Raw genomic sequence first — 23112 nt, 5'->3', positions numbered from 1 at the left:
GTGTTCAATAAAGAACTTTGTCCATCATCCAAGTGGGCCGAACGATTAGCAGAGCGCTTTCATTCCATGGAATGGTTATACTAATATAACGATAGCTTTTGCAAAATCAAGAATCAGGACCTTAAGTTTGAATTGATGCGACGCAAGCTTATGTCCATGTAGACTCAAAAACATGAATAATTGCAGCAGACGGAATATTTCGGACAGAAGTTGGCAGCATTTCACTAGAAGATGGTAGGTCACATTGGAGATGGTGTGCTTTTAATTTTTTTTAATTTTTCAATTTTCCACTCCCGAAATACAAAACATTCGTAGCCTCCGATCTTCCTGCGGCAATATCAACCGCACCATCTTCATCAAAATCGCCAACGGCAAAACCATAGACCGTGCCCTTCGCGTCGCCAAACGAAATTGATTTGAAGCGACCTGTGCCATCATTAAAAAACACCGTGGAGGGTGCTTCTACGTGGCCTACAATGATGTCCATTTTTTTGTCGTTGTTCAGGTGTGCCAGGGTCAGGGCATAGGGAACTGTGGTGGCGTTGGCAAGGGAGATGCCTTCGGAAAAGGTTTTGTTGTTTTGGCCGAGATAGAGATTAACACCTTTCTTTTCGTCGATCGTCACAATGTCGGGCAGGCCATCGCCATTGAAGTCGGCGGCGGCGGCCTGGCGGATGGTGGCGTTGGGTGGGCCGAAGGGAATGCGATGGGTGTCGGCAAATGTGTGGTCGGCGTTGCCGAGGTATGCATAGCTCTGGCCGCCGTCGCGGTGGGGCACAAGGAGGTCTATAAGGCCATCGTTGTTCATGTCGGTGGCATAGATGGTGGTGGCGGGGTAGGGGGCGAAGGCCATGCAGGGGGCATCGAACTGACCTTTGCCGTTGTTGAGGCAAACATAGTTCGACGTGTTTTGCCGGTTGCCGCGGTTGGCCAGGATGAGGTCGGGCCGATGGTCGCCGTTGACGTCGGCAATCGACAAGTTTCGTGTTGGCCATTCAGGCCGCCCGAATTCGGAGGCGACGTTGAAGTTGCCTTTGCCGTCGTTCACATAAATCAGTTTTCGGTCGGGGTCGTCGTTGCTAATGGCAATGTCGGGAAAACCGTCTTCGTTAAAGTCGGCCACGCCGCCGGTGTAGGAGCGGTCGGCCACCTTGCCGAGATCATGGGCCTTTCGGATGCCGCCTTTGCCATCGCCCAGCAGAACGCGATCAACAATGGGCCAATGTCTTCCTTTCACCAGCAGCAAGTCGAGATGGCCATCGCCATCAAAATCGCCAAAGCTCACATTGGCCGTGGTGTCTACGCGATCTTCCAGTGGAAGGGAGCGGTCGAAGTTGGGAAATTCGTTGCCATGGTTTTTCTTTTTCTCATGTTGCTGGTCAGCAGCAGAACGGTTGGTCTGGGCAACAACGTTGTGCGCTATTGTGCTGGCAAGGCATATGCTAAAGAAGAGAATTTTCATGCTATGGATGGAGTGTTAACATTTTTAGATATGTCAAATATAGACAACAGGTTTCCGAAAGTGGCATGCAACGTCGGGTGAGAGAGGCCATGGTGAAAGTGCTAAACGTTGGAGTGGCGGTTGATTTCTCCAATCACCTCGTCAAGTTTTTTCACTGTCTGCCGCAACGCATCAATAATATTCATCGAAAACTCGCCATGCAATCCATCGTGATCAATGAGTTGGATCAACCCTAAAATAGTAGCCACCGGCCCGCGCAGCTCATGGCTGTTCTTGAAAGAGATGATGTCCATCTTGCGCAGTTCGGCGTTGAGGCGGTGGCGGAGGTCTATCAGTTCGGAAATGTCGGTGATGGTGTTGAGGCTGCTTTTGGGTTTGTTGGTTTCGTCTACTTCAAGCACCGACAGGCGAATTTGCACGTGCAGGTAGTCGCCGTCTTTTTTGCGGAAGCGAATCACGCATTCTTTGAACAGGTCGGTGGGGTTGTTCATCAGGCTCTCGTAGGTCTGCAGTTGCGTTTGGCGGTCGTCTTTGTGCACAATGCCTTCGAATAGATTTTTGCTGAGCGCAATAAACTCTTCTTCGGTGTAGCCGATGTGGTTCACCACCCACGCGCTGGTTTGCACCAGCTGGCGCGTTTGCAGATCAACAATGTCTATGCACACGGGGGCGACCTTGAAAAGTTTGTCGTAGACCAGGTCTTTGTTTAGTTCCATTGGCAGGGGGGCTTGGGCAATGAATGTGGAGGTGGGCGTTTTGTTGAAATAAGGTATCAAATAAACCCGAAAATCTCAACGGTTTTGGTGTGCCAGGGCACCGGTGCCGTTGTGTTTGTAGCGTTGAAGTGGGGGTGTGTCGTGCCAGAACTCGGGCCTCAGCCAACGATATTTCGTCGGGCCAACGATATTTCGTCGGCTCGCGGCTGTTTTTCACGTTGTCGTTCATCAAAATCAGCGTGCAAGCATCCCTGTTGTCGGGGGTGCAAGGGGGTGATATTCTGCAATCTTGATAGGAAACAATACATGGTTTTCAAGTTCTTTCGAAGCCGACGCAAGTTGATATGGGCCATTTTCAAATTGAAAAGGTGCGTTTCAAAATGCGGATGAGGCGTTGCAAATTTTCTTACGGGCAAAAGCAATTGTGTTTGCTCCATATCTAGTTGTGTCTGGAGCAAAAGCAATTGCTTTTGGGGCATTGCTAAGTTGATCTGCTTCAAACGCAAGTTGGTTTGAGCGATAAGAATTTTTTTTGGGACTAAACACAAGTTGATATGGCGCAAACGCATTTGCTTTTGTTTCATATCAACTTAACAATGGAGCAAAGGCAAATGCTTTTGGAACAAACCTGGTTAGGTCCAGGCCAAAACAACTTGTGTTTGCAACAAAAACAAAAGTGTTTTTTGCGTCGGTAGTTTTTTTTCATCGCCCTTCAAACACATTTTACAATACACAAAACGGCGCAGGCACACGGCCCAGGCCCATGCAGGTTCAGGTGTTGCACGGCCCGGGCAATGCAATGTTGCAACATCGAATGGTATCAACGGTGTTTACATCGTCTTTTTGTTTTTCTAAACATTTCATTACGTGGCCTGGCAAGCTTGTCCACAAAAGACTGGCATTCCGGGCACGACGGTTGCCAGGGGTGTGGAAAAATAAATTTTTAACATTATGACAATCGTTAGAGTACTCAGCAGCTTCACGCGTCTAACAGACACTGAGCTGGTAGCATTCACCCAAAACGTTCTTAGCGGAATGACGGGCAATGCTGATTTCGCAACCCCTAAACCGGCGCTTGCCGACATAGAGGCTGCACTACAGGTCTACATCACTGCGCTGGGCGAGGCCCTGGGCGGGACGAAAGGAAAAACTTCAGGCAAAGCCGAAAAGCGACAAGCACTTGAAATGTTGTTGCGTCAGCTTGCCACCTTTGTGGAAATGAATTGTAACAACAATGCGACGGTTGCGCTCAACTCAGGGTTCAACATTCGCAAACCCAGCACGCCCGTGGGCATTCTGGGTAAGCCGGTCATTGCTAAATTTGAAGCCGGTCCCAACAAAGGTTCCATTCGTCTTAGTGTCAACAAAATTACAGGTGCCGACAGCTACGTGTTTCAGTATGTCGAGGCCCCGGTCACGGCCGGTTCCGTGTGGCAAACCCAGGCCGCTACGGCGCGCACCATCATCATCTCTAATCTCACGGTGGCCAAAGAGTATGCGTTCCGCGTAGCGGCCGTAGGCTCCAACCCAACCCTGGTTTTCTCTGACGAGGTGACCCGCGTAGTGGCGTGATGGTTGGTCTTGCGTCGTTAGTCTTGAGTCTTTAGCATTCAGGGCGTGCGGCGTTGAGCAATGAATCCTGAGTCTGGAGTGCTGCTGCAATTTTTTTGTGGCGGGCTTTGGGCTTGGGATTTGTTGTTTGTGGTTGTTGAGGGAACAACTATTTTTGGAGACGAATAGGGTTTCCAACAGCGTTGGCAGAATGATGATAACGGAATTTGTTTCAACAGATCAGGATTTTTCTTCCCGTGTAAGTAAGCTTTATCTAAGGTTAGCGCTGCTACATCCCGTGTTAGCATTCTGGCTTGTTGTGTTGGTCTATTCCATAGTGTATCATGAGGGCAGAGCCAGAAGAACAAAACTGGATAGAATTATAGAAGGGCTATCCTATATGAGTGCTACTTCCGTGGTCGTATTCATCGTTGTTGTTGTCATCCTTGTTGTGGTGGAATTGATCTGGCTTAGATCGTATTACGGGAAAAGGGAAATTGTTGTGGGGCTTAAGTTTAACGATGCGTTAAAAGAACTAACCCTCAAAACCAAGACGACCAGTGGATGGGAATTCACAAAAGTTCATAAGTATAAAGACCTTTCCTTCTACAAAGATAATCTGTCAGACGGCATGACAACGAGCTATAACACCCTGACACTGGCGAAGGGTGATGAGGTGGTCGGTCATATCTTAATGAACCACTTTACGTGGGATATCAAAACGCAAATGGAAATTGAAGCAAAGCTGCGGAGTGCAAAATGAAGAGTAGAATACGAATCGGCGCAGACTCTGAATTGGAGAATTAAGGTAGTGTGGCTGTTAGAACCGATAATTCCTGAAATTTCGCTTTGAAAATAACGGATTTATAAAGATTCTTATGGGAAATAATCGTGACCACCACCGTGAAATTTCTGGCCCTTGCGCTCCTCGTCGTCCTGGCATCGTGCACGCACACCACACACGAGGTCAATGTTCAGTCTAACGGCAGGCTCACGCTCATCGATTCCATGGCCCTGACGGGTGGCGTGCTCAAGGTCGACTCCACGCAAATCACGTTCTTTCTGCCCGTCTACTATGCGGGCCCGCAAGCCGACACCATCAAGCTGCCCCGCGGCATTGTTTCGCCCACCCACTGCACCACGTCCGACCTTTCGCCCGACGGCCTTCGCTGGACACGCTTCACGCCCAAAAACCTGACCCTCGCCATCGACACCACCATGACCCTGGCCTGGCGTGTGCTGGACGTGCCGCCACATGCCTATCAGAAAGCGTTTCCCCTCATTGTCACCAACCACTCCGACTCGTCTATCCAGGTGGGCCACCACAACATTCTCCGCTGGACATCGCGCGAAGCCCAAGCCCCCGACGGCCGCTGGGTTGAGCTGGACGAAGATCCAACCGCCCTCGATTTTTGTGGCGCCGTGTTGCAAGACATCGTGCTGGGCCCACAAGAAATTTGCATCTCGAAAGTGCTGCTGCACACCCGCGGCGTGGAAACATTGTGCCGACTGAAATTTCACCACGACTTCGAAGACTATCATCCGGCGCCGATCTATTCGAACACGTTTAGAGATTTTGTAGACCCCGTGAGGTTGGGCCGTTGATTTGGCGTGCGTTAAAGGTTTGGGTTAGGCATATTCGGGGCCCATCGATCGTCGTAGTCTTTCACTTGTTTTTCCAACGTGTTTGGCGAATGTCCGTCGGGCAGATCGAAGGCGACGCATAGGGACACGAGCATCACTTTGTTTTCGTTGTTGTTGGCCACAATGGCTCTGGAGTTGAAGTCACCAAAGCGGGTTTTCCCCTGCACAAGCTTTGCCACCTGGATGCCGTTTTTGTAGAGCGATCGCTTGGGACCGTTGTAGTTCTGAAAATACAGATCGTATTGATCTTTGTTCCATTCAAAGTGCCAGTGTCCGGCATACAGGCCACCGGGTGTGAGCATAATGTTTTCGTCTTCGGAATGGAATATTACAGAATAGGCTGGTCTGCTAAAAAAGTAATAGAAGGATTTTTGCGAAAGCTTGATAGTTGCGAGTGGCTCATTGTCGGGCGTTAGAATTCTCAGATAGCGATGGAACCAGGAATTCTTGCGGACACCTTTCATGAACGCGACGTCGTCGTCGTTTTCGATGAACTCGTATCTGTTTCCGTCCGGCAGGATGTAGATTCTCACGGTGTGGGTAGTGGTGTTTGTCTGTGCTTTAGCGACAGAACGGTTGAGGACACATCGATCCATGTGGTTTTGCGAACACCTTTCAGAAATGCCTCGTTGTCTTCGTTTTCGATAAACTCGTATGTGTCTCCGTCAAGGAAGGCATAGATTCTCATTTAAGAAATGTCGGTTTTGAAATTCCGGTTGAAAATAACGGATTTGTGGATATTTCTTGTTGGTTATTTTATCGTGACCCAACACTGTTAAATTTCTGGCTTGAAGTGGCGAGTGTGTTGATGAAGTTGGTTTGTTCTATAGAATGCCTGATTGAAAATGCGTTGCGTTGTCGGTGACGTGAAGCTCTGCTAAAGGAAGCACCTACGGAGCTTGATTATGTGAATGGATGTTGTTTCTATAGACAGGGAGCACCTACGGAGCTCTGTGCGTGAGGGTGTGACTTTTCATAGGAACTTCTATGGAACTCGGCGTGTGAGGATGCAAATTTGCCAACGTGGAGCGTCTTCGCGGCAGCGCGGGAAGATGAATTCAGAAACCCTTTGGCAGTCCGTGTTTTGTTAGAAATTCCTGGGCTGCTTTGGCTTTTTTTAACACGAACGGATCGTTGCTGTAGTCTCTCATGTTTTTTACAATCACATCGTCTTTGTGAAGGGTGATTTTTTGTTTTGCTTTTTTCTGGGTGGTGGTAGTCATAATTTTTTTTCGGTTGTAATTAAAATTATGAAAATATTTTTGGTTGGGTGGAAATTTTTGGAAGCATTTTTTTAGTGTCGTGTTTTGTCTGAATGTGTTTGTGAAAATGGGATAAGCGTTGAGTGAGAAAGTGGATTTGTTGGTGTTGTGATGGTGGCTGTGTTTTTTTTGTGAGGAGGGGCGATGTTGTTGGTGTGGAAATTTGTTTTGGGGATTTGCGCGGGTTGTGAGATGTGTGTAGTTTAGTGGAGGCTTCTTGCTCGCCTGGTCAGGTCTGATCGTTTACCCTCTGAGGAAGCTGTTTTTTTTGAATGTCGTTGGAAAGAATTACGGTGATGAGTAAGCGAAAATTGAAATGGGTTGATAGAGATTTGAAATGGTTTGTCTGGGTTGTTCTTTTCGGAGCATTTCCGTTTTTGGCTTCCTTGCTGATCGAATTGAACAGACAGGATTTTTCATGTTGTGCGTTCATTAAAACTTCGGATGTTGCGTCGAGTGGGCTTGCGCTTTTTGTGACGAATTTTAATTTGGTGGGAGTTGCGCGCAGAAGAAACTCGGAGAAAAGATTGACGTTGATTTTGTTGTCGGTGGCGGGCATTTTTTTGATGGGTGTTTGCGCGGCAGTGATTGGCAGCAACATCGAGACGGGTGCCTATTTTAATATGGCGTTATATGTGATCGTTAGCGGCAGCATTGTGTTGAGCTATTTGTCTAATAGATATTTGTTTGTATACACTAAACTGAAAAAGCTATGAATCTGGAATCGATAGTGGCCACAGCGATGTTGGTTTTTGGCATTGGCACAATCGCCTATTGTATCTACATGTTCGTGGTGATGGCCAGAGCAGATGTTAGGCCCCATCGCAAAGGGCGGGGCGGTGTGCGGGCGAAGAAATTGTCTGCAAAATAGGGAAGCTACCCCCACCACCTCTGGCCCCATACCAAAATCGTTGTTACCTTTGCGGGGAGTGCGTCTAGTGGCTGCGGGATGTGGCCGGGGCGCACGATGAATGTCGACATGATCATGAAGAGAAGAATGAATGTTTTGCCGGGCGCTGGCCTGTTTCGCACGTTTTTGGTGCTGGTTTTTGCCCTGGCCCTGGCGGCGTGCGGACGAAAAAAGAAAACCGACCTGTGCGAGAGCTTCCGCCTCTATGAGGCCCGCCATGTGCCCTGTCATATTTTTGAGGTGAGCGACCTGAACGAGTTCGACGTGCTGAGCCAAAAGGCCACCGAGGTCGATAGCGGCCTGAACTATCCCAAAACGTTTGCCGTGGGCATCTTCAGCGTGCCACGCGTCAAGTTTACCCGTACCCACATCATTGACGGCTTCGCGCCGGCCGACCACTACGAATTTATCAAGGCCCTTTCGGACCACTACGCCTCCGACACCACCTTTCTCAACAACGTGCAACTGGTGGACGTGATCAATGTGAAAAACAAAAACGCGGTGTTCCTCAAAGACACCCTGCAACGCGTGTCCGACAACGGCCGCAATTCAACCTTCAAAATGAAAGCGCCCACCTATGTGGCCCTCGTCTACCGCCAGACCAACCCCGCCAAGCGCAGCAAGTGGGTGGGCGAATACATGACCTGGAAACGCGAGATCGTGAGCTTTGCCAACAACCAGCTTCACACCGAAACCATCGAGCTTCTGAATGAGAAAGCATTCAAGTGACACGACGCGGATGTCCACCGCTAACGCCGTGGCAGCATGCGCGTTTTGAAATGGATTGCCAATGGTGTGCTGGCACTGGGCCTGTGCATTGTTGTGTACGGCCTTGTAACCGACCCCGGCATTCCCTACCAGGACCCTCCGCCTGAATTAGCAAAGCGCTACTATGAGGAACAAGCCATGGCCAACGCGCTCATGAGTCGCGGCGGCATGGTGCTGCTGGTGGGTGTGGTGTTGAAAGTGGTGCAATGGGTGTGGGGTTATGTGAACCGTGCTGCACGATGAGAAGGAAAGGACGTTGTTGAATCTGCCCAGATCGTTGAGAAAATAAGCGAATGCGTAGCTACCTATGATTTTCTTCGGCTACCGCTAACGACATTCCAAGCCACCCAAATCAACAACATCAAAATTCCGGCAAAGCCAACGCCTCCCGCAATCAACCGCCACATTTCTTTGCTTCCAATTTTTCCCGTCGCGATCATGATCAATGAAGTGAACGAAGCCAGTGTGCAAAGCACTAACAGAAACAGCGGCTTGATTTTTATTGTTTTCATAGTGTCCGGCGCTTGTTGACAAACGAAAATAAATAACAAATTCAAACAACGCTATCACTCATCGTCATTTCTACGGACGACAACGGATTGTTTTCAGAAGGCAGCAGGAGGATTCGTTATGAACAGCACCACCGTTGGGAATGCCAGCCAAAATGCGGAGCGGAAAATGTTGTCACGATAAAAAACATCTTTGGTGAGAACGTATTTCACAGCGCTGATCACCAGCAGTGGCGTTGTGGAGCCGACACCAATGAAGTATAGATTCATGCCACCACTGTAGTTGAAGAAAAGAAAGATGGTGCTCAGCACCAGCGGTCCCAGCAAAAAACCAACGCAGGCGGAACCCAGGATGCGCAGCGTTGACAAGGACTGGTAGGCTGCGCGATTGAAGATGCCGGTGAAGGTGAAGTTGTTCACCAGGAAAAAACCAAAGATCAGGTAGAAGATGGCAAGCGCCGTCATGGTGAGAAAGAACACGCCGTCGGAGCCATAGGTTGTGAACGTTCGGAGCAGGAACAGGGAGAGCGATGTGACGATGGCAAACTTTTCGAAGTTTTTCATGGCGGCGACGTGTAGCGGTTATGGGAACCGGAGGGCTACAATTTTGCGAAAAAGAATGACCTGCGCCAACGTGTTTGGCAACTTTCAAAACCATTCATTATCTTCATTAAAAAAGACCACGTTATGAGAAGCATCCTGAAGGTTGGCGTCGTTGTTCTCGCCGTTATCAGTGCGGGCTGTCAATCTGATCAGGCCATCGCGCCCCTGCCTGCGCCAGACAAGAAAGGCGAATGGAAAAGGCTTGGCGATTTTCCGGGCAAGACGGGTAGCGAGTACGTTTCGTTTGTGGTGAATGGAAAAGCCTATGTGGGGTTGGCACAAACCAGCGACCAGTCCAAGGAGGTTTGGGAGTATGATCCTGCGGCCGATTCGTGGACGCAAAAAAAGGATTTTCCCTACGAAGGCACGGCAGAAGTGGCGCTCACCATCGGCAAGAAGGGCTATGTGATGGTTACCTCCAGTGCGATTTATGAGTATGATGAGGCCGCCGATACATGGACGTTCAAGTCAAAGCTTTCGGAATATACGCGACCGGAAATTGCCGCCTTCGCGGCGAATGGCAAGGGCTATTTCGGCACGGGCGCAAGTAGTGAGTTTCCCTTTCAAATCCTGAACGACTTTTGGATGTTCGATCCCGTAGCCAACACGTGGACGCGAAAAGCAGATTTTCCCGGCGACGCCAGGGTGATGACCGTTGCCTTTAACATCGGCGACAAAGGCTTTATGGGCCTGGGCATCACCACCACAGGCACAACCAACGACTTGTATGAATACGATGCCGCCGCCAACCGTTGGACAGAAAAAACCAGCCTGCCCATGATGCCCGGCAGCACAACCTTCAAGTTCGCCAATTTCAGCGCTGGTCATGTTGGCATTCACGATTCGCAAAACGGTGCCCGGCTTTATAAATACGATCTGCAAACCAACGAATGGTATACCGACACACACTTCGCGTCGGCAAACTTCTATGGCCCCACCACCTTCACCATCGACACACGATCTTTTGTGGTGTGTCCCGACAGAAGCAAAGAGGTGTGGGTGTTTGTGCCGTGAAACCTCACCTCACAAGCACCAATAACTTTCGAAATCCCTGGACGTGGTCCAAACGGACCTTGTTGGTGTTGATGATCAATGGCGCCCTCGCGGCGCTTCAGGCTGGCACTTCTGATGTGATAGTAGGCAAGGTTATCTTTGGCGTGCTCTGCACCATCTTTATCTATGTGCTTCCGGTTCATGACCTTGCGGTTGATGACGAATTCTTTTATGACATAAAAAGATCCCTGCTTCCCTTTTTCACAAAAGCAAAACGCCTGAAGATTCGTCAAATCAGATCGCTGAAATTTGCGAAGGAATATGGTTCCCAGGGAGAGGTGTTGCTGGAGTTATTGAATTTGCCATACAATCATGTTTTTGAGATTATTCTGAACGACAATTCTTCCACCTCGTTCAATCTGCCTGCATACCGGCAGGACGTTATCCGCATGGCAAAGCGAATACAGATGCTCAAAAATGCAGCGAGGGTTGGAGATACCCAAGAGAAAACTCTTTGATATTTCCAACCCCCGGTTGATGTGTATTTTAAATCGACGCTTGCGCTAATCGATTGATGTGGTCTTGCTGAATGCCTTAGCCCAAATACGATTTCAAGGCTTTGCTCTTAGACGTGTGCTTCAGGCGGCGTGTTGCTTTCTCTTTGATCTGGCGGACGCGTTCGCGGGTGAGGTTGAATTTGTCGCCGATTTCTTCGAGGGTCATGGGATCGGTGTTGTTGAGACCGAAATACAGACCCAGCACTTCTGCTTCGCGCACCGAAAGTGTTGAAAGAGCGCGTTGCACTTCTTCTACCAGCGAATGCGACATGAGCAATGCATCGGGACGGGCTTCGTTGGCGTCGCTGAGCACATCGAGAAGACTGTTGTCTTCGCCTTGAGCAAAGGGAGCGTCCATAGACACGTGGCGGCCCGATACTTTCAGGTTGTCGATCACGTCCTGGGTGGTCACGCCAATCACTTCGGCCAGCTCTTCGGGTGAAGGCTCGCGTTGGAATTTTTGTTCCAGGTCAGAAAAAGTCTTTGATATTTTGGTGAGGGAGCTCACGCGGTTGAGGGGCAAACGCACAATGCGCGATTGCTCTGCCAACGCTTGCATGATCGATTGACGAATCCACCACACGGCATAGGAGATGAACTTGAAGCCGCGTGTTTCGTCAAAACGTTTGGCCGCCTTGATGAGGCCCAGGTTGCCTTCGTTGATGAGGTCGCCCAGGGTGAGGCCGGAGTTTTGATATTGTTTGGCTACAGAAACCACAAAGCGCAGGTTGGCTTTGGTGAGTTTTTCGAGGGCCACGGCGTCGCCTTCGCGGATGCGACGGGCAAGTTCTACTTCAACTTCAGTAGTAATCAAATCCACCCTTCCTATTTCTTGTAAATACTTGTCGAGGGACTGGCTTTCGCGGTTGGTAATCTGTTTACTAATCTTTAGTTGTCGCATGTGTATTGATTTGGTGAATACTAAAATACTAGAGTCAAAAGTGTCAGTTTCCCGACTTCCCGAACGGCAAGCAATTGCAAGTGATTATCGAAAAAATGGAGGGAGAGAGATAATACGGTTCAGATTTCGCGCAAGGTAGTCAATTCGGAGGAGATACTTCAGTCTTTAATTGAACCGCGCACCCTGAGGTGCCCCAAAGTGCTGTTGAAGGTGGGGAAAGGTTGCCCTGATTGCGGCCCATAAAGTGCCTTGAGACGCTGTGAGGGTGGTTTTGATCTTGCTGATGTGCAGAAACCAGAGACGACAGGCTTATTGAAATATTATTGATGGACATGTGATTTTTTTGATGGCCGGCAGGTCAACGACGGCTTGCGTAGGCCAAAATGCCGGAAAGCGGTGCTGGCCGCTTATTATTTCGCGGTCCATGTGACTTTTGCGTGGCCTTTCATCAAAAGGGCGAAATCAAAAAACAATCACAGCCATGAAAAACCTTATTCTCATTTTTGCGTGCATGGCGGCCGGGCTGGCTGCACAGGCACAATCCAACACCGAGACCTTCCTGCTCACCCGCGTGAAGAAAGGCGAAGAACCCACCGCCGTGATGACGGCCATTAAACAGGATTTTCCCAAGGCCATTGTGGGAGACCTCAACATTCTGCCGGCAAAGCTCTATGGCGAGCGATGGTCGGTGAACCTCGACGATCATCTGAACGGTGCCACGCCCGATTTTTATATGGTGAACATGAAGGAAGCCGGCGAACAATACAAAGCCGTCTACGACAAGAACGGAAACCTGGTGTCGTCGAAGACGGTGTTGAAGAAGGCGGACCTGCCGGAAGAAGTGTCGGCAGCCATTCATCAAAAATATCCGGACTGGAGCATTGTGAACGATCGCGAAAAGATCACCACGCACCAGGGCGCCGTGCGGGAAGTTTTTCATGTGGAGATTCACAAGAATAAGCAGCATCGAAATTTGTTTGTGAATCCCGATGGAACGATGGCGAAAGATGCGTTGAGACATTCGTAGGGTAGAGGGGGCCATCGATTTGAAAAAGTCTTTCCGGTTTCGGAAAGACTTTTTTGTTTGTAATCCCTATGCGCCCGTGTTACCTTGGGTTTATTTGAAAGAGATATGAATGCCATCGTGAAAGTAAGGAGCGGCAGTGTGTATGTGCTCCTGGCGTTGTCGATCGTTTTTGTGATCGTGAGCGCCGTCATAACCTACAACAATACGCAAGAGAAAAAACAATCGATGGACCGCGTCATCCGGCGCTATCAGTCCATCGGGTCGTCAACACAACTGTTGTCGCTGCTGAAAGACATGGAGACGGGGCAGCGCGGTTATGTGATTACGGGCGACAGCGATTTTCTGGAACCCTACAACGAAGCGCGTGGCATGGTGGCCATGCAAACCGACAGCCTCAAGAAACTGCTCGACGGCGACGAGCAACAAACCTATTTGCTGGAAGACAAAATTATTGCGGCCCTTCAAAACAAACGACGCGACCTGGAGAACACGCTGGCGGCGGTCAACACGTTTGGCAAAGATTCGGCGGCCCGCAGAATTCACGAGAAAACCGGCAAGGCCTATATGGACACACTCACCGTGCTGATCCGTGCCCTGGTGCACCGCGAACAAACCTTGCTGGACCGCGAGAACAAAACGCTCGAAACAAACACGCGCATGGAAGACAACGTGAGGTTTCTTGCCTTTCTGCTGATTGGGCTCACCTCGGCCGTGGCGTTGGTAACGCTGGCCCTGAAACAACGCAACATCAACACGCTAGTGTTGAACCTCAAGCGGGCCAACGAAACCCTTGAACACAAGGTGCAGGTGCGCACCACGCAGCTGGTGAACGCCAACACGGCCAAAGATCATTTTCTGGGCATCGCCTCGCACGATCTGAAAGTTCCCATTGCCGGCGTGCTGGGGCTCATTTCCCTGATGCGTCTTGAAAACACCGAACGTTCGGAGAACGATCTGCAATATCTGGACTATATGGAAGACGCCTGCAAAACCATGCAGGAGTTGGTGCGGAATTTACTGGACATCAACCGCATTGAACAGGGCCAGTCGCAACCCAGGAAAACCAAGGTGGAGCTGGCCAGTCTGCTGAACAAACTGAACACGGAGTTTAGCCACGCGGCAGAAAAGAAGAGCCTGCAATGGGAGGTGATGCCCGCCGAAGGAACGATCCACACCGACCCCGACATTTTGCAGCGCATCCTTGAAAACCTGATCTCGAATGCCTTCAAGTTTTCGTCGATAGGAAAAACAGTGAAGCTGAACACGGTGCTCCGCGACGACACCGTTAGTTTTGCTGTGATTGACGAGGGGCTGGGCATTCCGGTTGATGAGATGCCCAACCTCTTCAAAAAATTTCAACGGCTCACCAACCGGCCCACCGCCGGCGAAGGTTCAACGGGGCTGGGCTTGTCGATTGTGAAGGAACTTGTTTCGCTGCTGGAGGGTCAGATCTCTGTGACCAGCGTGGTGGGCGAAGGCTCCACGTTTGTAGTAACCTTGCCCACCGTGGCACCTAAGAAGAACTAAGGCGCCGCGCAGTCTTTACATTCTTTGCGGATTTCTATTTTGCTGTGGGCGGAAAATGTTTCAGCGATTTGCCGATCTGTTTTTCCACAAACTTTTTCTCGTTGAAATTATTGATAGACGAAACGGCATAGGCGCGCCACACGAGTTCGGTTTTGTGTGCATCATAGATGTCGAGGATGACGGTGCCTTCTTCATAGTTGCGGACCCAGAAATTATTCCAGCCCGGTCCCCACCATCCGCCCATGCCATAGAAGCCGGAGTAGGGATAGAAGCCCGGGTTGGTCATGTAGTTCTGAACCTGTTGTTTCTCGCGCGCGCCGGCCAGGTAGGTGATGACCAGGTCGGGATGGTTGGTGGTGGGCGAAAGTCCTTTGGCCACCAGTGCTTTTGTGACGGCCTCGTCGATGTATTGGTTGAGGAACGTGCTTTCGGTGTCGTGCACGCCCAGCTTGCGGATCACTTTTCCCGGCTCGAAGCGAAATGTTTTGTAGTTTTTAAAATCCACTTTTTTGTCGAAGTCCACATGAACCTGTGCCTGTGATGCCATTGCCGAGAACAGCAGCAGAGCAAGTATTGCGTTGCGTTTCATAGTTTGATCGGTTTTAAAAAGTTTTAGACTTGAGATGTAAACCCTGCTGCATGGTCACGCCCCTTTCATGATTTTGTTTTGGACAGGATGATGGTCCTGCTTGGGTTTTCATGTATTTTTTTTGTTCTTTGATGTAACTTCATGCATAGCCCCACAGTTCTTAAACAAGAAATTGAAAGGGCAAACGTTTCAGCTGAAAGTGATGACGACAGACAAAATCAAAGTATTGATTGCAGACGACCACAAGATTATACGCGTGGGTCTTCAGGGCATATTGCAACGCGCGACCGATGTGGACGTAGTGGGCGAGGCCGAAGACGGCAACGACGTGATGGCGTTTCTGGAGAAGAACGTGACTGACGTGATTCTGATGGACATAGACATGGGAAAGGCCAGCGGCACGGAGACCACACAAAAGGTGAAACAACGTTATCCCGATGTGCACGTGCTGGCGCTTACCATGCACGAAGAGCAGGAACACATCATTCAGATGCTTGAAGCGGGTGCCAGCGGCTACCTGCTGAAGAACACGGGCAGCGACGAGTTGGTGGCGGCCATCCACGCCGTGGCAAAAGGCGATAGCTATTACAGCAGCAGTGTGTCGGCTTCGTTGCTGAAAGCGCTCACCAACCTGAAAAGTAAGACCCCTGCCAGACCCAACAAAGACATTCCACTTTCCGAACGCGAAATACAGGTGTTGCAATTGATCGCGCAGGAATGCTCGAACGGCGAAATTGCCGAAAAACTTTTCATCAGCATTCGCACCGTCGACACCCACCGGCGCAACATCCTGGAAAAGCTGCAAGTGAAAAACACGGCCGGCCTGGTGAAGTATGCCATCGAAAAAGCCCTCATCTAGCAAACATTGCAGTGCTGCCGCTGCGAGAATCTCGTAGCGCCCTGCGAGAATTGGTTGGGCGCTAAGCACAATGCCGTTTTTGATAAATACCGTTTTTCACGCTTACACAGGTGTGTTGATTGATGCAATTTTGATCCATCAACAGCAACACGCAGCCCTATGAAAACTTTTGAAAACATGACCGACGAAGCCCTGATCGGGCGGGTTGTGAAACGCGATGCCGAAGCGTTTGGAGAACTCTACAGCCGCTACTACAACAAGGTGTTTCAGAAATGTGTATCGATCGTGAAAGATCACGACGATGCGTTCGACCTTGCGCAGGAAGCCCTCATCAAAGCCCTGAACAGCCTGCACACCTTTCGCGGCGACGCGTCTTTTTCCACCTGGCTCTACATCATTGTGCACCGTCATTGCCTGGAATTTCTGCGGAAGAAAAACAAACAACACATCCATCCCCTCACCGCCAAACAAGGCGAGGCCCTGGGCATGGACGATGCCGGCGACGACAGCCTGAGTCAAACCGAGTTGGAAAAAATTATGCTGGCGCTGATTGAAAGTTTGCCGGAAGCGGAGAAAAAACTGCTGCTGCTCAAATACAGCGAAGGCGAATCGATCGAAGCCTTGCAACACATGTATCACCTGTCGGCCAGTGCCGTGAAGATGCGGCTGAAGCGCGCCAAGGAGAGACTGAACCATCTTTATGCCATTGCCCTGCACGCGGGTCTTGCCGTGGCGTTGGCCCATGTGCACAATCAACTGGTGTGAGCGAAAAAATAGAACACACAACGGTGTGACCCTGCCGGGGAATTGCCTCTAACCTGGGATGAGCGTGACCATTCTGTACCCCTTTCAACTTGATCGCGATTTCAAAGTGGGCTATGCCTGGTCGGCCGAGTTGTCGCGAAGACTCCGGGCAAAACATGTGCTCTTTGCCACCACGGCACCGGCGGGCAACGAACCGCTGGCCGACATCTATCACGCGCTGGCCGAGGCGCAGGGATTCTACATCAAAAACTTTCAATTGCTTTCCCATCGCCTCTCGCCCGTGAAAACCCGGCGCAACTTTGTGACGGGAAATTTTGCGGAAACGTTGCTGGCCTACATACGCGAGAATCCCACCATCACCACGGTGCTGCAGTCGGACTTGCTTTCGAACGAGGCGATGAAAGGCATCATTCAGGCGGGCCACAAAGTGATTATACTACCGTCTGCCGATTTGTCGGCGCTGGTGACCACGCAGGATGATCGCGCACAGTTGTTTATTCGGGTGATGAACCAGGTGGCGTTGTATAATATTCCCGGTTCTTTCTTTAACACTATTGCGCAGGACCAGGGGATCTTTAATGCGATTACACGTTTCTTTCGGAAGTAGAAATGGCGCGCTGGAAATACGAGATATCAAAGACTGATAGACGAAGCCTGCGTTCTGCTATTTACTTTTCAACACCGGCTTGTTCTCTCTCAGTATTTTTCCGGCTGCGTCCACCGCCAGCACGCGGCGCTCGACTGCTTTTTCGATGACGATGCGATAGTGAATGATTTGTGATTTTCCCTGGCGAATGGTTTCCTGGTCTTTTATCAAAACAAAGTCCGGATATTTTTTGGCGACCGCATTTCGGGTGGCTGCGGGAAGGGATGTGTTGGAGATTGTTTCTTTTGAATATTTCAGGATACCATTCTGATCATAGACGGCTTTGCCTTTGGGGTTGCCGTGAAAAGACACTTCATAGACGGTGGGCAGGGAACCGTTTGAGGTGTCGTAGCCGGTCACGCCATATTCGTCTCCCACCAGCGCGGCGGGCATGATGGCCCATTCTGAAGTTTTGGTGTCGCGATAGTCTTTTCGGAACGACTGCACAATGTCGGCGGGAATTTCGGCTTCGCGGGCTTTGATCTTGATCTGCGAAATCTGCGCTTCGGCATTTGGAGACACTGCAATGGCGAAGGCTAACGTGACGATGAAATTTCTCATGGGGTGTCGGTGAGTTTTGTAATCACTATAGATGGAGACGTACACCGGAAGTCACTGCGACAGGAAAAAATATTTCTTCAGCATTGCGACGTGACCTTGGTAAGCAGTTTTCATCTAATCAGCGCGTTTGCCCCAGGCCAAGTTGCCTATGCGATGACAGACTGTTCGCGTGGCGGGAAGCCCGGGGCAACGGGACGAACAAACCCTTAATGTTTATGAAAAGCACAGCATTGAAATTGAAAACCTGGATGCTCACGGCCGCCGTGCTGGGAGTGTTGCAGGTGTCGTTTGCACAAGCGCTGATCGATAGCCTTTCGCAGGACGACAACAAAATAGTAGCTTCCATAGCGCCCTACGCATCCGACATGCGCGCGGCGATTCTGAACGTGTCGCAGTATCCGCAGGCGCTGGTGAAACTGGAGCGCACACAAGCCCGCACCAGCCAGTCGTTTCAGGATCTGATTGCTTCCTATCCGCGCGACGAGCAGGAAAAATTTTATCAGGCTTCGCGCTTCCCGGAGCTGAACACACAGTTGGTTGCATTGGGAAAGGATAACGCCGCACGCGCCCGGGAGTTGGTGAAGGACTATCCCGAAGGATCGCAGCAAGCCATTGTGGATGTTTATACAAATCATTTCGATGACCTCGCCCGCATCAGCACCATCTACCAAACGTCGGAGGCGACGCTGGAAAAAATAACGGCGAAGTACACCCCACAACTTCAAAGCGACTTCAAAAAAGTGGTGGGTAGTCCGGATGTGATGTCGTTGCTGACCGACAACATCGACCTGACGGTGAGCCTGGGCGAGTCTTACAAGAGCGACCCCAACGGCGTGATTCAATATCTCGATTCGCTGAACAGCGACCTGACCGCCCAAAACGCGAAAGACCTCGATGCCTACAAGAAAGAAGTGGAGAACGATCCGAAGCTGCAAGCAGAAATGAAAAGTGCAGCCGACGAATTTGCCAAACAATATGATCAGCCCGACGCCGGTCCCGCCACCGTGAGCAACAACTACTATGGAAGTTCGCCTTATCCGTATTGGTTTGGTTATCCCTATTGGTATTCGAGCCCGATGTGGTATCCCACACCTTTCTATTATAACACCGGCTTCTACTATGGTGCCAACGGTGGCCTCACGGTGTTTGGGTTGCCTTCGTTTGCCTATTCAAACTGGTTCTTCTCTTTTGGCTATCATCGCTATCCGTTGCTCTACAGACATTACAACACGTACTATAATGTGCATCGTGCCAACATCACAAACGTGAACGTCTATCGGGGGTTCAACACGGCAGCGCGCAATCACTTTGGTGGCATCAATCATGGTCGCTACACCAGCGAGGGTCGTGCGCGAAACAATGCATCGCATGCGGCCATCAATCGTCGCGGCAGCTACAACAGCCAGTCAACCGCGCCGCGCACGGGTGGTTCAAATCGTGGCCACAGTGTGCAGTCGGGTGCGCGGCCGGGAAATAATTTTAACGCCGGCAGTTTTAATCACTACAACGCAAACTCGTTTCACAGCATGGGCTGGCAACCGATGCACGGCGGTGGCATGCACAGCATGGGAGGCGGTGGTTTTCATGGCGGTGGCATGCATGGCGGCAGACGGTAGAAAAATATTAAACGTAAATAGAAGAATGAATCTGTGTGATGTTGGTGCGCGTGGTGCGGTTGTGATTCAAAACGATATACTGGTTTTTTAAAACGATGGAGAAGCACACAAAGCGAAATGCCTGGAGCCACCTGGTTCAAATGGTGTTGCCGCACAGAAAACAGTTCATAGTCATTGTCTGCATCGGCTTGCTGAGCACAGGCGCCAACCTGGTGGAGCCGTTGATCTACCGCGAGGCCATTAACGACGTGAGTGGTTTGTTTGTGCGGCAGGCGAAAGAAGATGTGCGGGCCGAAGCCGGCAGCACAAACCAAACCACACCGCCCGATCACATCGCGCAGGGCCACCCTAAGCCAGCGCGAAAAGTGAAGGAGCCTCACCATGCGGGCCACGTGGCCGAGCGCTCGCCCCAACAGGCACTCGAAACGTTGCTGTGGGCTGTGAGTCTTATTTTTATGGTGAATGTGGCAGGCTATATTCTGACGTTGGTAGGAGAGAACCTGAACGTGAAGTTGTCGTGTTTGGTGGAGCAGCGGTTCATCGAGAACACGTTCATGCATGTGCTGCGCCTTCCGCTAACGTTCTTCAGCAAACGATCGAGTGCGGCGGTGGCAAAGCAGATCAATCAGAGCGAGGAAGTGTCGGCCATTGTTACGGGGTTCTCGCAGGAGATTCTTCCGGAGCTGATTAGTCTGGTGGGCATTCTGGTGATTATGTTCTGGCAGAATGTGACGCTGACGTTGCTGGCCATTGCCGTGATTCCGGTGTATTTGTGGATCGCCTGGCGCTCGGCCAATAGATTAGAAACGGGGTTGTCTACTTACTATGAGCGTTGGGAAGATGTGTCGGCGCGCATGCAGGATGCGCTCACGGGCATCAAGACGGTGAAACTTTCGGGAGCAGAACAACGCGAAGCCGACAACCTGAAAAAAGTTTCGGGCGAAGCCTATACCGAATATATTAACCGCACGCGCCTCAGCAACCGCTATGTGTTCTGGCAAAACACGTTGATGCAGATTTCGTCGGCGCTGGTGTTGGGCTACGGCGGCTACCTCACACTCGAGCACAAACTAACGCCCGGCGATGTGGTGATGTTTGTGTCGTATCTTGACCGGCTGTATTATCCCATCGATTCGCTCACGAGCCTGTGGGTGAATTTGCAACAGAACATCGCGTCGATCTCGCGTGCATTCAAGTTGCTCGACAACGGGGTGGAAGAAAAGAGTGGGACAGATGCGGCCATCGGGAAAGGGCGGATCGAATTTAACGACGTTCATTTTCAATATACTCCCGAGCGTGAAATTCTGAAGGGCATCACCTTTGCGCTTGAGCCGGGAAAAATAACGGCGCTGGTGGGCAGCTCCGGTGCCGGCAAGACCACCACGGTGGATTTGCTGATGAAACTTTATGAGCCCAGCGCTGGCAGCATCGCGATTGACGGTATGGACCTGAGTGCGCAAAGCCCTTCGTCTATCCGGAAACAGATTGGCATGGTGGCGGCCGACGGCGCCATCTTCAGAGGCACACTGGCCGACAACATTCGCTACAAACGCCCTGAGGCCAGCGGCAGCGAGGTGATGGCGGCGGCCGTGGCGGCGGGCATGGAGAACACGCTTCGGCGTCTACCGGAAGGGTTGCAAACGCGCGTAGGCGAAGGCGGCATTGGTTTGTCGGTGGGCGAGCGGCAGCGCATTCAGATTGCGCGTGTGCTGGTGGCGCGCCCACGCATCCTGATCCTGGATGAAGCAACAGCCAACCTTGATTATGCCACAGAGGGCGAAATACAAAAAACGGTTGAAGACCTGCGAACGGAGAGCACGGTGATTGTGATTGCTCACCGCTATTCGATGGTGCGCAACGCCGACCATGTGATTGTGCTGTCGGCAGGCGAAGTGATGGAGGAAGGCACACCGGCCGAACTCCTTGCCAAAGGCGGTTGGTTTGCCAGCTTTGCCAGCGCGGCCGAAGGAACAGAAGAAGACAACACGCAGGAGGAAGCTGACGAAGAAACAGACGATGTTGCGTATGCCGAGGAAGCCGACGACGAGGATGCGGACGAAGAGGAAGCCGAAGACACTGACGGAACGGAAGCCGACGAAACACAATCGTGATGAAGCATTCGATGAAACGCCTGATCCGGAAAAGAATATGGCCGCTGCTGGTGAGTTTGGGAAGCGCTGCGGTGATGCTGCTGGCGTTTTTCATTCCGTCTATCCAGGACCAGTGGGATCGTTATGAGTCGCGCCGCATCATTCAGCAGTATGTGCAGATTGGCGACGACTTCGTGACGGAACAAAACTATGCCATGGCCGAGCAGGCCTTCAACAGGGCCTTCGAACTTTCGGAAGAGCGGCGACTCGACATTGACGTGAAACGTTTAGGCGCAAAGGTGAACATGATCTATCAAGATCCCGTGTGGGGAAGCAAACCACCGGAAGGCCTGGCCGAAGTTGACTTTCAGTTTTTGTTGCACATGCAAAAAGGCCCGGGGCAGGATCACGCGCGGGCATCGATCCTTACCAGTTATGGCATCTACCTCGCCAGTCTTGGCCGGAAGGCTGAGGCCGAGCGCTCGCTGAACGAAGCCCTTCGGCTGAACCCCAACGAAACACAAGCCCACATTAACCTTGGCAACCTGCTTGACGACACGGGCAGAAAAGACGAGGCGCTGAAGCAATATCAACGCGCCATCGTTCTTGAACCCGGCAATGTTCGGGCACACTACAACCTGGGCCTGCTGCTGCAGGAGCGGGGCGAGACAGAAGCCGCGTCGCAGGAGTTTTTGAAGACGTTGCAACTTGACCCGCACGATGCCGACGCCCGCCAGCAACTGGATTTGGTTCGTTTGAAGCAGGCACCCTGACGGTTGATCTGATCGGGAGAAACGTTGTTTTTAAGGTTCAAGTCACCACGCAGACCAATACGCATGACGCGATTCCACACGGTATTATCGATTGCAAAGGCATGTTGCCGCCCGTATAAATTTTTTTTTGACGAAGCGCTTGCTTCCTATGTAAAGTAATAATTACTTTGTCTATCGAATAAGTAGATAATCAATAGCCACCATATTGATTTTATAGAGAAAAGAAGGGAGAGAGCAGGAACTCGACGATCTTCTGGCATAACGTCCCCCACCAAGACAATGGCCGAACACCCTGGTTGACAAATTTTTGGGACCTATAAAATCACCATGCGATGAAAACTCAAAAGGCGTTTCTCAGCACACATCCAATTGTACCACAAAAAGCATCGGGCGTAGGCCGTAACGGTTGTTGTTGCTAGTGGTTAACTGCGGTATAGTCCCATATACCCCAGCGTGCATGCTCCATGCGCGACTTGCAAACTGATTTTCCAATATGGTTTCCGGATGCACCAGTCTCCTGAAAATTCTGGTGGGATTTTTTGTGAGCATTTGGTGCATTCCGTGGCCTCCATTCTATAAACACACTTAATAAACTCATCACCGCTATGAAAGCTGTACTTTCTGTGCTGATCCTCTATTTCCTGTTGCTGCTGACCACGGCGTCGTTTGCGCAGAAGAAACCTTTAGCGAAAAAAGCACACACTTCTTCGCGCCTGGCGCGCGCGTTGTCTCATGACACTATGGTGGGGCACACTCCTGGTATTTTTAAACAACCCTAACTAC

28 protein-coding genes are annotated in these 23112 nt (G+C 50.8%); 18 read left to right on the top strand and 10 right to left on the bottom strand.

What is annotated here, in order from left to right; all coding sequences use genetic code 11:
- Positions 1 to 271 precede the first annotated feature (271 nt).
- The 3 genes from JI741_RS16025 to JI741_RS16015 all read right to left on the bottom strand — a co-directional run bounded on the left by JI741_RS16025 (position 272) and on the right by JI741_RS16015 (position 2762).
- Positions 272 to 1462, bottom strand: coding sequence for an FG-GAP repeat domain-containing protein (locus JI741_RS16025; protein ID WP_202011303.1), 1191 nt, complete (start codon positions 1460 to 1462; stop codon positions 272 to 274).
- 101 nt (positions 1463 to 1563) lie between these two features.
- Positions 1564 to 2178 (bottom strand): PAS domain-containing protein, encoded by a 615-nt coding sequence (locus JI741_RS16020; RefSeq protein WP_202011301.1) that lies wholly within the window; start codon positions 2176 to 2178, stop codon positions 1564 to 1566.
- A gap of 158 nt (positions 2179 to 2336) precedes the next feature.
- Positions 2337 to 2762, bottom strand: coding sequence for a hypothetical protein (locus tag JI741_RS16015; protein ID WP_202011293.1), 426 nt, complete (start codon positions 2760 to 2762; stop codon positions 2337 to 2339).
- A gap of 367 nt (positions 2763 to 3129) precedes the next feature.
- Between JI741_RS16015 and JI741_RS16010 the strand changes: the two genes are divergently transcribed.
- The 3 genes from JI741_RS16010 (at position 3130) to JI741_RS16000 (ending at position 5334) form a co-directional block, all read left to right on the top strand.
- Complete coding sequence (locus JI741_RS16010; protein WP_202011291.1) at positions 3130 to 3750, top strand: fibronectin type III domain-containing protein; 621 nt, start codon at positions 3130 to 3132, stop codon at positions 3748 to 3750.
- Positions 3751 to 3940: 190 nt separating this feature from the next.
- Positions 3941 to 4492 carry a hypothetical protein gene (locus JI741_RS16005; protein ID WP_202011289.1) on the top strand — a complete coding sequence of 184 codons (552 nt, stop codon included), beginning with the start codon at positions 3941 to 3943 and terminating at the stop codon, positions 4490 to 4492.
- A 128-nt stretch (positions 4493 to 4620) separates the two neighbouring features.
- The gene (locus JI741_RS16000; RefSeq protein WP_202011287.1) at positions 4621 to 5334 is read left to right on the top strand and encodes a hypothetical protein; all 714 of its coding nucleotides are present in this window, start codon (positions 4621 to 4623) and stop codon (positions 5332 to 5334) included.
- A gap of 11 nt (positions 5335 to 5345) precedes the next feature.
- Here JI741_RS16000 and JI741_RS15995 read toward each other — a convergent pair whose 3' ends face one another.
- Together JI741_RS15995 and JI741_RS15990 are read right to left on the bottom strand one after the other, a co-directional pair.
- A complete protein-coding gene (locus JI741_RS15995; RefSeq protein WP_202011285.1) occupies positions 5346 to 5969 on the bottom strand; it encodes a hypothetical protein in 624 nt (207 codons plus the stop codon).
- A 462-nt stretch (positions 5970 to 6431) separates the two neighbouring features.
- The gene (locus JI741_RS15990) at positions 6432 to 6596 is read right to left on the bottom strand and encodes a hypothetical protein (protein WP_202011284.1); all 165 of its coding nucleotides are present in this window, start codon (positions 6594 to 6596) and stop codon (positions 6432 to 6434) included.
- A 566-nt stretch (positions 6597 to 7162) separates the two neighbouring features.
- Here JI741_RS15990 and JI741_RS32550 point away from each other — a divergent pair.
- The 4 genes from JI741_RS32550 to JI741_RS15970 all read left to right on the top strand — a co-directional run bounded on the left by JI741_RS32550 (position 7163) and on the right by JI741_RS15970 (position 8556).
- A complete protein-coding gene (locus JI741_RS32550) occupies positions 7163 to 7351 on the top strand; it encodes a hypothetical protein (RefSeq protein ID WP_236676107.1) in 189 nt (62 codons plus the stop codon).
- Positions 7348 to 7506 carry a hypothetical protein gene (locus tag JI741_RS15980; RefSeq protein ID WP_202011280.1) on the top strand — a complete coding sequence of 53 codons (159 nt, stop codon included), beginning with the start codon at positions 7348 to 7350 and terminating at the stop codon, positions 7504 to 7506. The genes JI741_RS32550 and JI741_RS15980 overlap by 4 nt, the downstream gene beginning before the upstream one ends.
- Positions 7507 to 7620: 114 nt before the next feature.
- A complete protein-coding gene (locus JI741_RS15975) occupies positions 7621 to 8274 on the top strand; it encodes a hypothetical protein (protein WP_202011278.1) in 654 nt (217 codons plus the stop codon).
- Positions 8275 to 8310: 36 nt separating this feature from the next.
- Positions 8311 to 8556 carry a hypothetical protein gene (locus tag JI741_RS15970; RefSeq protein ID WP_202011276.1) on the top strand — a complete coding sequence of 82 codons (246 nt, stop codon included), beginning with the start codon at positions 8311 to 8313 and terminating at the stop codon, positions 8554 to 8556.
- A gap of 62 nt (positions 8557 to 8618) precedes the next feature.
- Here the strand turns inward: JI741_RS15970 and JI741_RS15965 are convergent, their stop codons facing one another.
- Together JI741_RS15965 and JI741_RS15960 are read right to left on the bottom strand one after the other, a co-directional pair.
- Positions 8619 to 8825, bottom strand: coding sequence for a hypothetical protein (locus tag JI741_RS15965; RefSeq protein WP_202011274.1), 207 nt, complete (start codon positions 8823 to 8825; stop codon positions 8619 to 8621).
- 93 nt (positions 8826 to 8918) lie between these two features.
- Positions 8919 to 9386: a hypothetical protein gene (locus tag JI741_RS15960; RefSeq protein ID WP_202011272.1), complete on the bottom strand. Its 468-nt coding sequence runs from the start codon at positions 9384 to 9386 to the stop codon at positions 8919 to 8921.
- Positions 9387 to 9509: 123 nt separating this feature from the next.
- Here JI741_RS15960 and JI741_RS15955 point away from each other — a divergent pair, with 123 nt between their 5' ends.
- Together JI741_RS15955 and JI741_RS15950 are read left to right on the top strand one after the other, a co-directional pair.
- Positions 9510 to 10439 (top strand): Kelch repeat-containing protein, encoded by a 930-nt coding sequence (locus JI741_RS15955; RefSeq protein WP_202011271.1) that lies wholly within the window; start codon positions 9510 to 9512, stop codon positions 10437 to 10439.
- Positions 10440 to 10504: 65 nt separating this feature from the next.
- The gene (locus JI741_RS15950) at positions 10505 to 10936 is read left to right on the top strand and encodes a hypothetical protein (RefSeq protein ID WP_202011269.1); all 432 of its coding nucleotides are present in this window, start codon (positions 10505 to 10507) and stop codon (positions 10934 to 10936) included.
- A gap of 76 nt (positions 10937 to 11012) precedes the next feature.
- Here JI741_RS15950 and JI741_RS15945 read toward each other — a convergent pair whose 3' ends face one another.
- Positions 11013 to 11876: a sigma-70 family RNA polymerase sigma factor gene (locus JI741_RS15945; protein ID WP_202011267.1), complete on the bottom strand. Its 864-nt coding sequence runs from the start codon at positions 11874 to 11876 to the stop codon at positions 11013 to 11015.
- Between the two features lie 481 nt (positions 11877 to 12357).
- On the opposite strand from JI741_RS15945, the gene JI741_RS15940 reads away from it, so the two are divergent.
- Positions 12358 to 12903: a hypothetical protein gene (locus JI741_RS15940; RefSeq protein WP_202011265.1), complete on the top strand. Its 546-nt coding sequence runs from the start codon at positions 12358 to 12360 to the stop codon at positions 12901 to 12903.
- 105 nt (positions 12904 to 13008) lie between these two features.
- Positions 13009 to 14430 (top strand): sensor histidine kinase, encoded by a 1422-nt coding sequence (locus JI741_RS15935; RefSeq protein ID WP_202011263.1) that lies wholly within the window; start codon positions 13009 to 13011, stop codon positions 14428 to 14430.
- Positions 14431 to 14464: 34 nt separating this feature from the next.
- Here the strand turns inward: JI741_RS15935 and JI741_RS15930 are convergent, their stop codons facing one another.
- Positions 14465 to 15019 (bottom strand): DUF4136 domain-containing protein, encoded by a 555-nt coding sequence (locus JI741_RS15930; RefSeq protein WP_202011261.1) that lies wholly within the window; start codon positions 15017 to 15019, stop codon positions 14465 to 14467.
- A gap of 202 nt (positions 15020 to 15221) precedes the next feature.
- Between JI741_RS15930 and JI741_RS15925 the strand changes: the two genes are divergently transcribed.
- The 3 genes from JI741_RS15925 to JI741_RS15915 all read left to right on the top strand — a co-directional run bounded on the left by JI741_RS15925 (position 15222) and on the right by JI741_RS15915 (position 17250).
- Positions 15222 to 15878 carry a response regulator transcription factor gene (locus JI741_RS15925; RefSeq protein WP_202011259.1) on the top strand — a complete coding sequence of 219 codons (657 nt, stop codon included), beginning with the start codon at positions 15222 to 15224 and terminating at the stop codon, positions 15876 to 15878.
- Between the two features lie 159 nt (positions 15879 to 16037).
- A complete protein-coding gene (locus tag JI741_RS15920) occupies positions 16038 to 16643 on the top strand; it encodes an RNA polymerase sigma factor (RefSeq protein WP_202011257.1) in 606 nt (201 codons plus the stop codon).
- Positions 16644 to 16707: 64 nt separating this feature from the next.
- Positions 16708 to 17250: a hypothetical protein gene (locus JI741_RS15915; RefSeq protein WP_202011255.1), complete on the top strand. Its 543-nt coding sequence runs from the start codon at positions 16708 to 16710 to the stop codon at positions 17248 to 17250.
- A 57-nt stretch (positions 17251 to 17307) separates the two neighbouring features.
- On the opposite strand, the gene JI741_RS15910 is transcribed toward JI741_RS15915, so the two are convergent.
- Positions 17308 to 17850, bottom strand: a complete 543-nt coding sequence (locus JI741_RS15910; protein WP_202011253.1) for a hypothetical protein — start codon at positions 17848 to 17850, stop codon at positions 17308 to 17310.
- Positions 17851 to 18065: 215 nt separating this feature from the next.
- On the opposite strand from JI741_RS15910, the gene JI741_RS15905 reads away from it, so the two are divergent.
- The 4 genes from JI741_RS15905 (at position 18066) to JI741_RS15890 (ending at position 23108) form a co-directional block, all read left to right on the top strand.
- A complete protein-coding gene (locus tag JI741_RS15905) occupies positions 18066 to 19466 on the top strand; it encodes a GumC domain-containing protein (protein ID WP_202011251.1) in 1401 nt (466 codons plus the stop codon).
- A 95-nt stretch (positions 19467 to 19561) separates the two neighbouring features.
- On the top strand, positions 19562 to 21577 hold the full coding sequence (locus JI741_RS15900) for an ABC transporter ATP-binding protein (RefSeq protein WP_202011250.1): 2016 nt from the start codon (positions 19562 to 19564) through the stop codon (positions 21575 to 21577).
- Complete coding sequence (locus tag JI741_RS15895) at positions 21577 to 22329, top strand: tetratricopeptide repeat protein (RefSeq protein WP_202011247.1); 753 nt, start codon at positions 21577 to 21579, stop codon at positions 22327 to 22329. Before JI741_RS15900 ends, JI741_RS15895 begins: the two co-directional genes overlap by 1 nt.
- A 605-nt stretch (positions 22330 to 22934) precedes the next feature.
- Positions 22935 to 23108, top strand: a complete 174-nt coding sequence (locus JI741_RS15890) for a hypothetical protein (protein ID WP_202011239.1) — start codon at positions 22935 to 22937, stop codon at positions 23106 to 23108.
- Positions 23109 to 23112: the final 4 nt, after the last annotated feature.

Origin of the sequence: Chryseolinea lacunae (assembly GCF_016735595.1) — a bacterium.
GTDB classification, from domain to species: Bacteria; Bacteroidota; Bacteroidia; order Cytophagales; family Cyclobacteriaceae; genus Chryseolinea; species Chryseolinea lacunae.
This window is presented reverse-complemented; position numbering and strand designations above follow the sequence as displayed.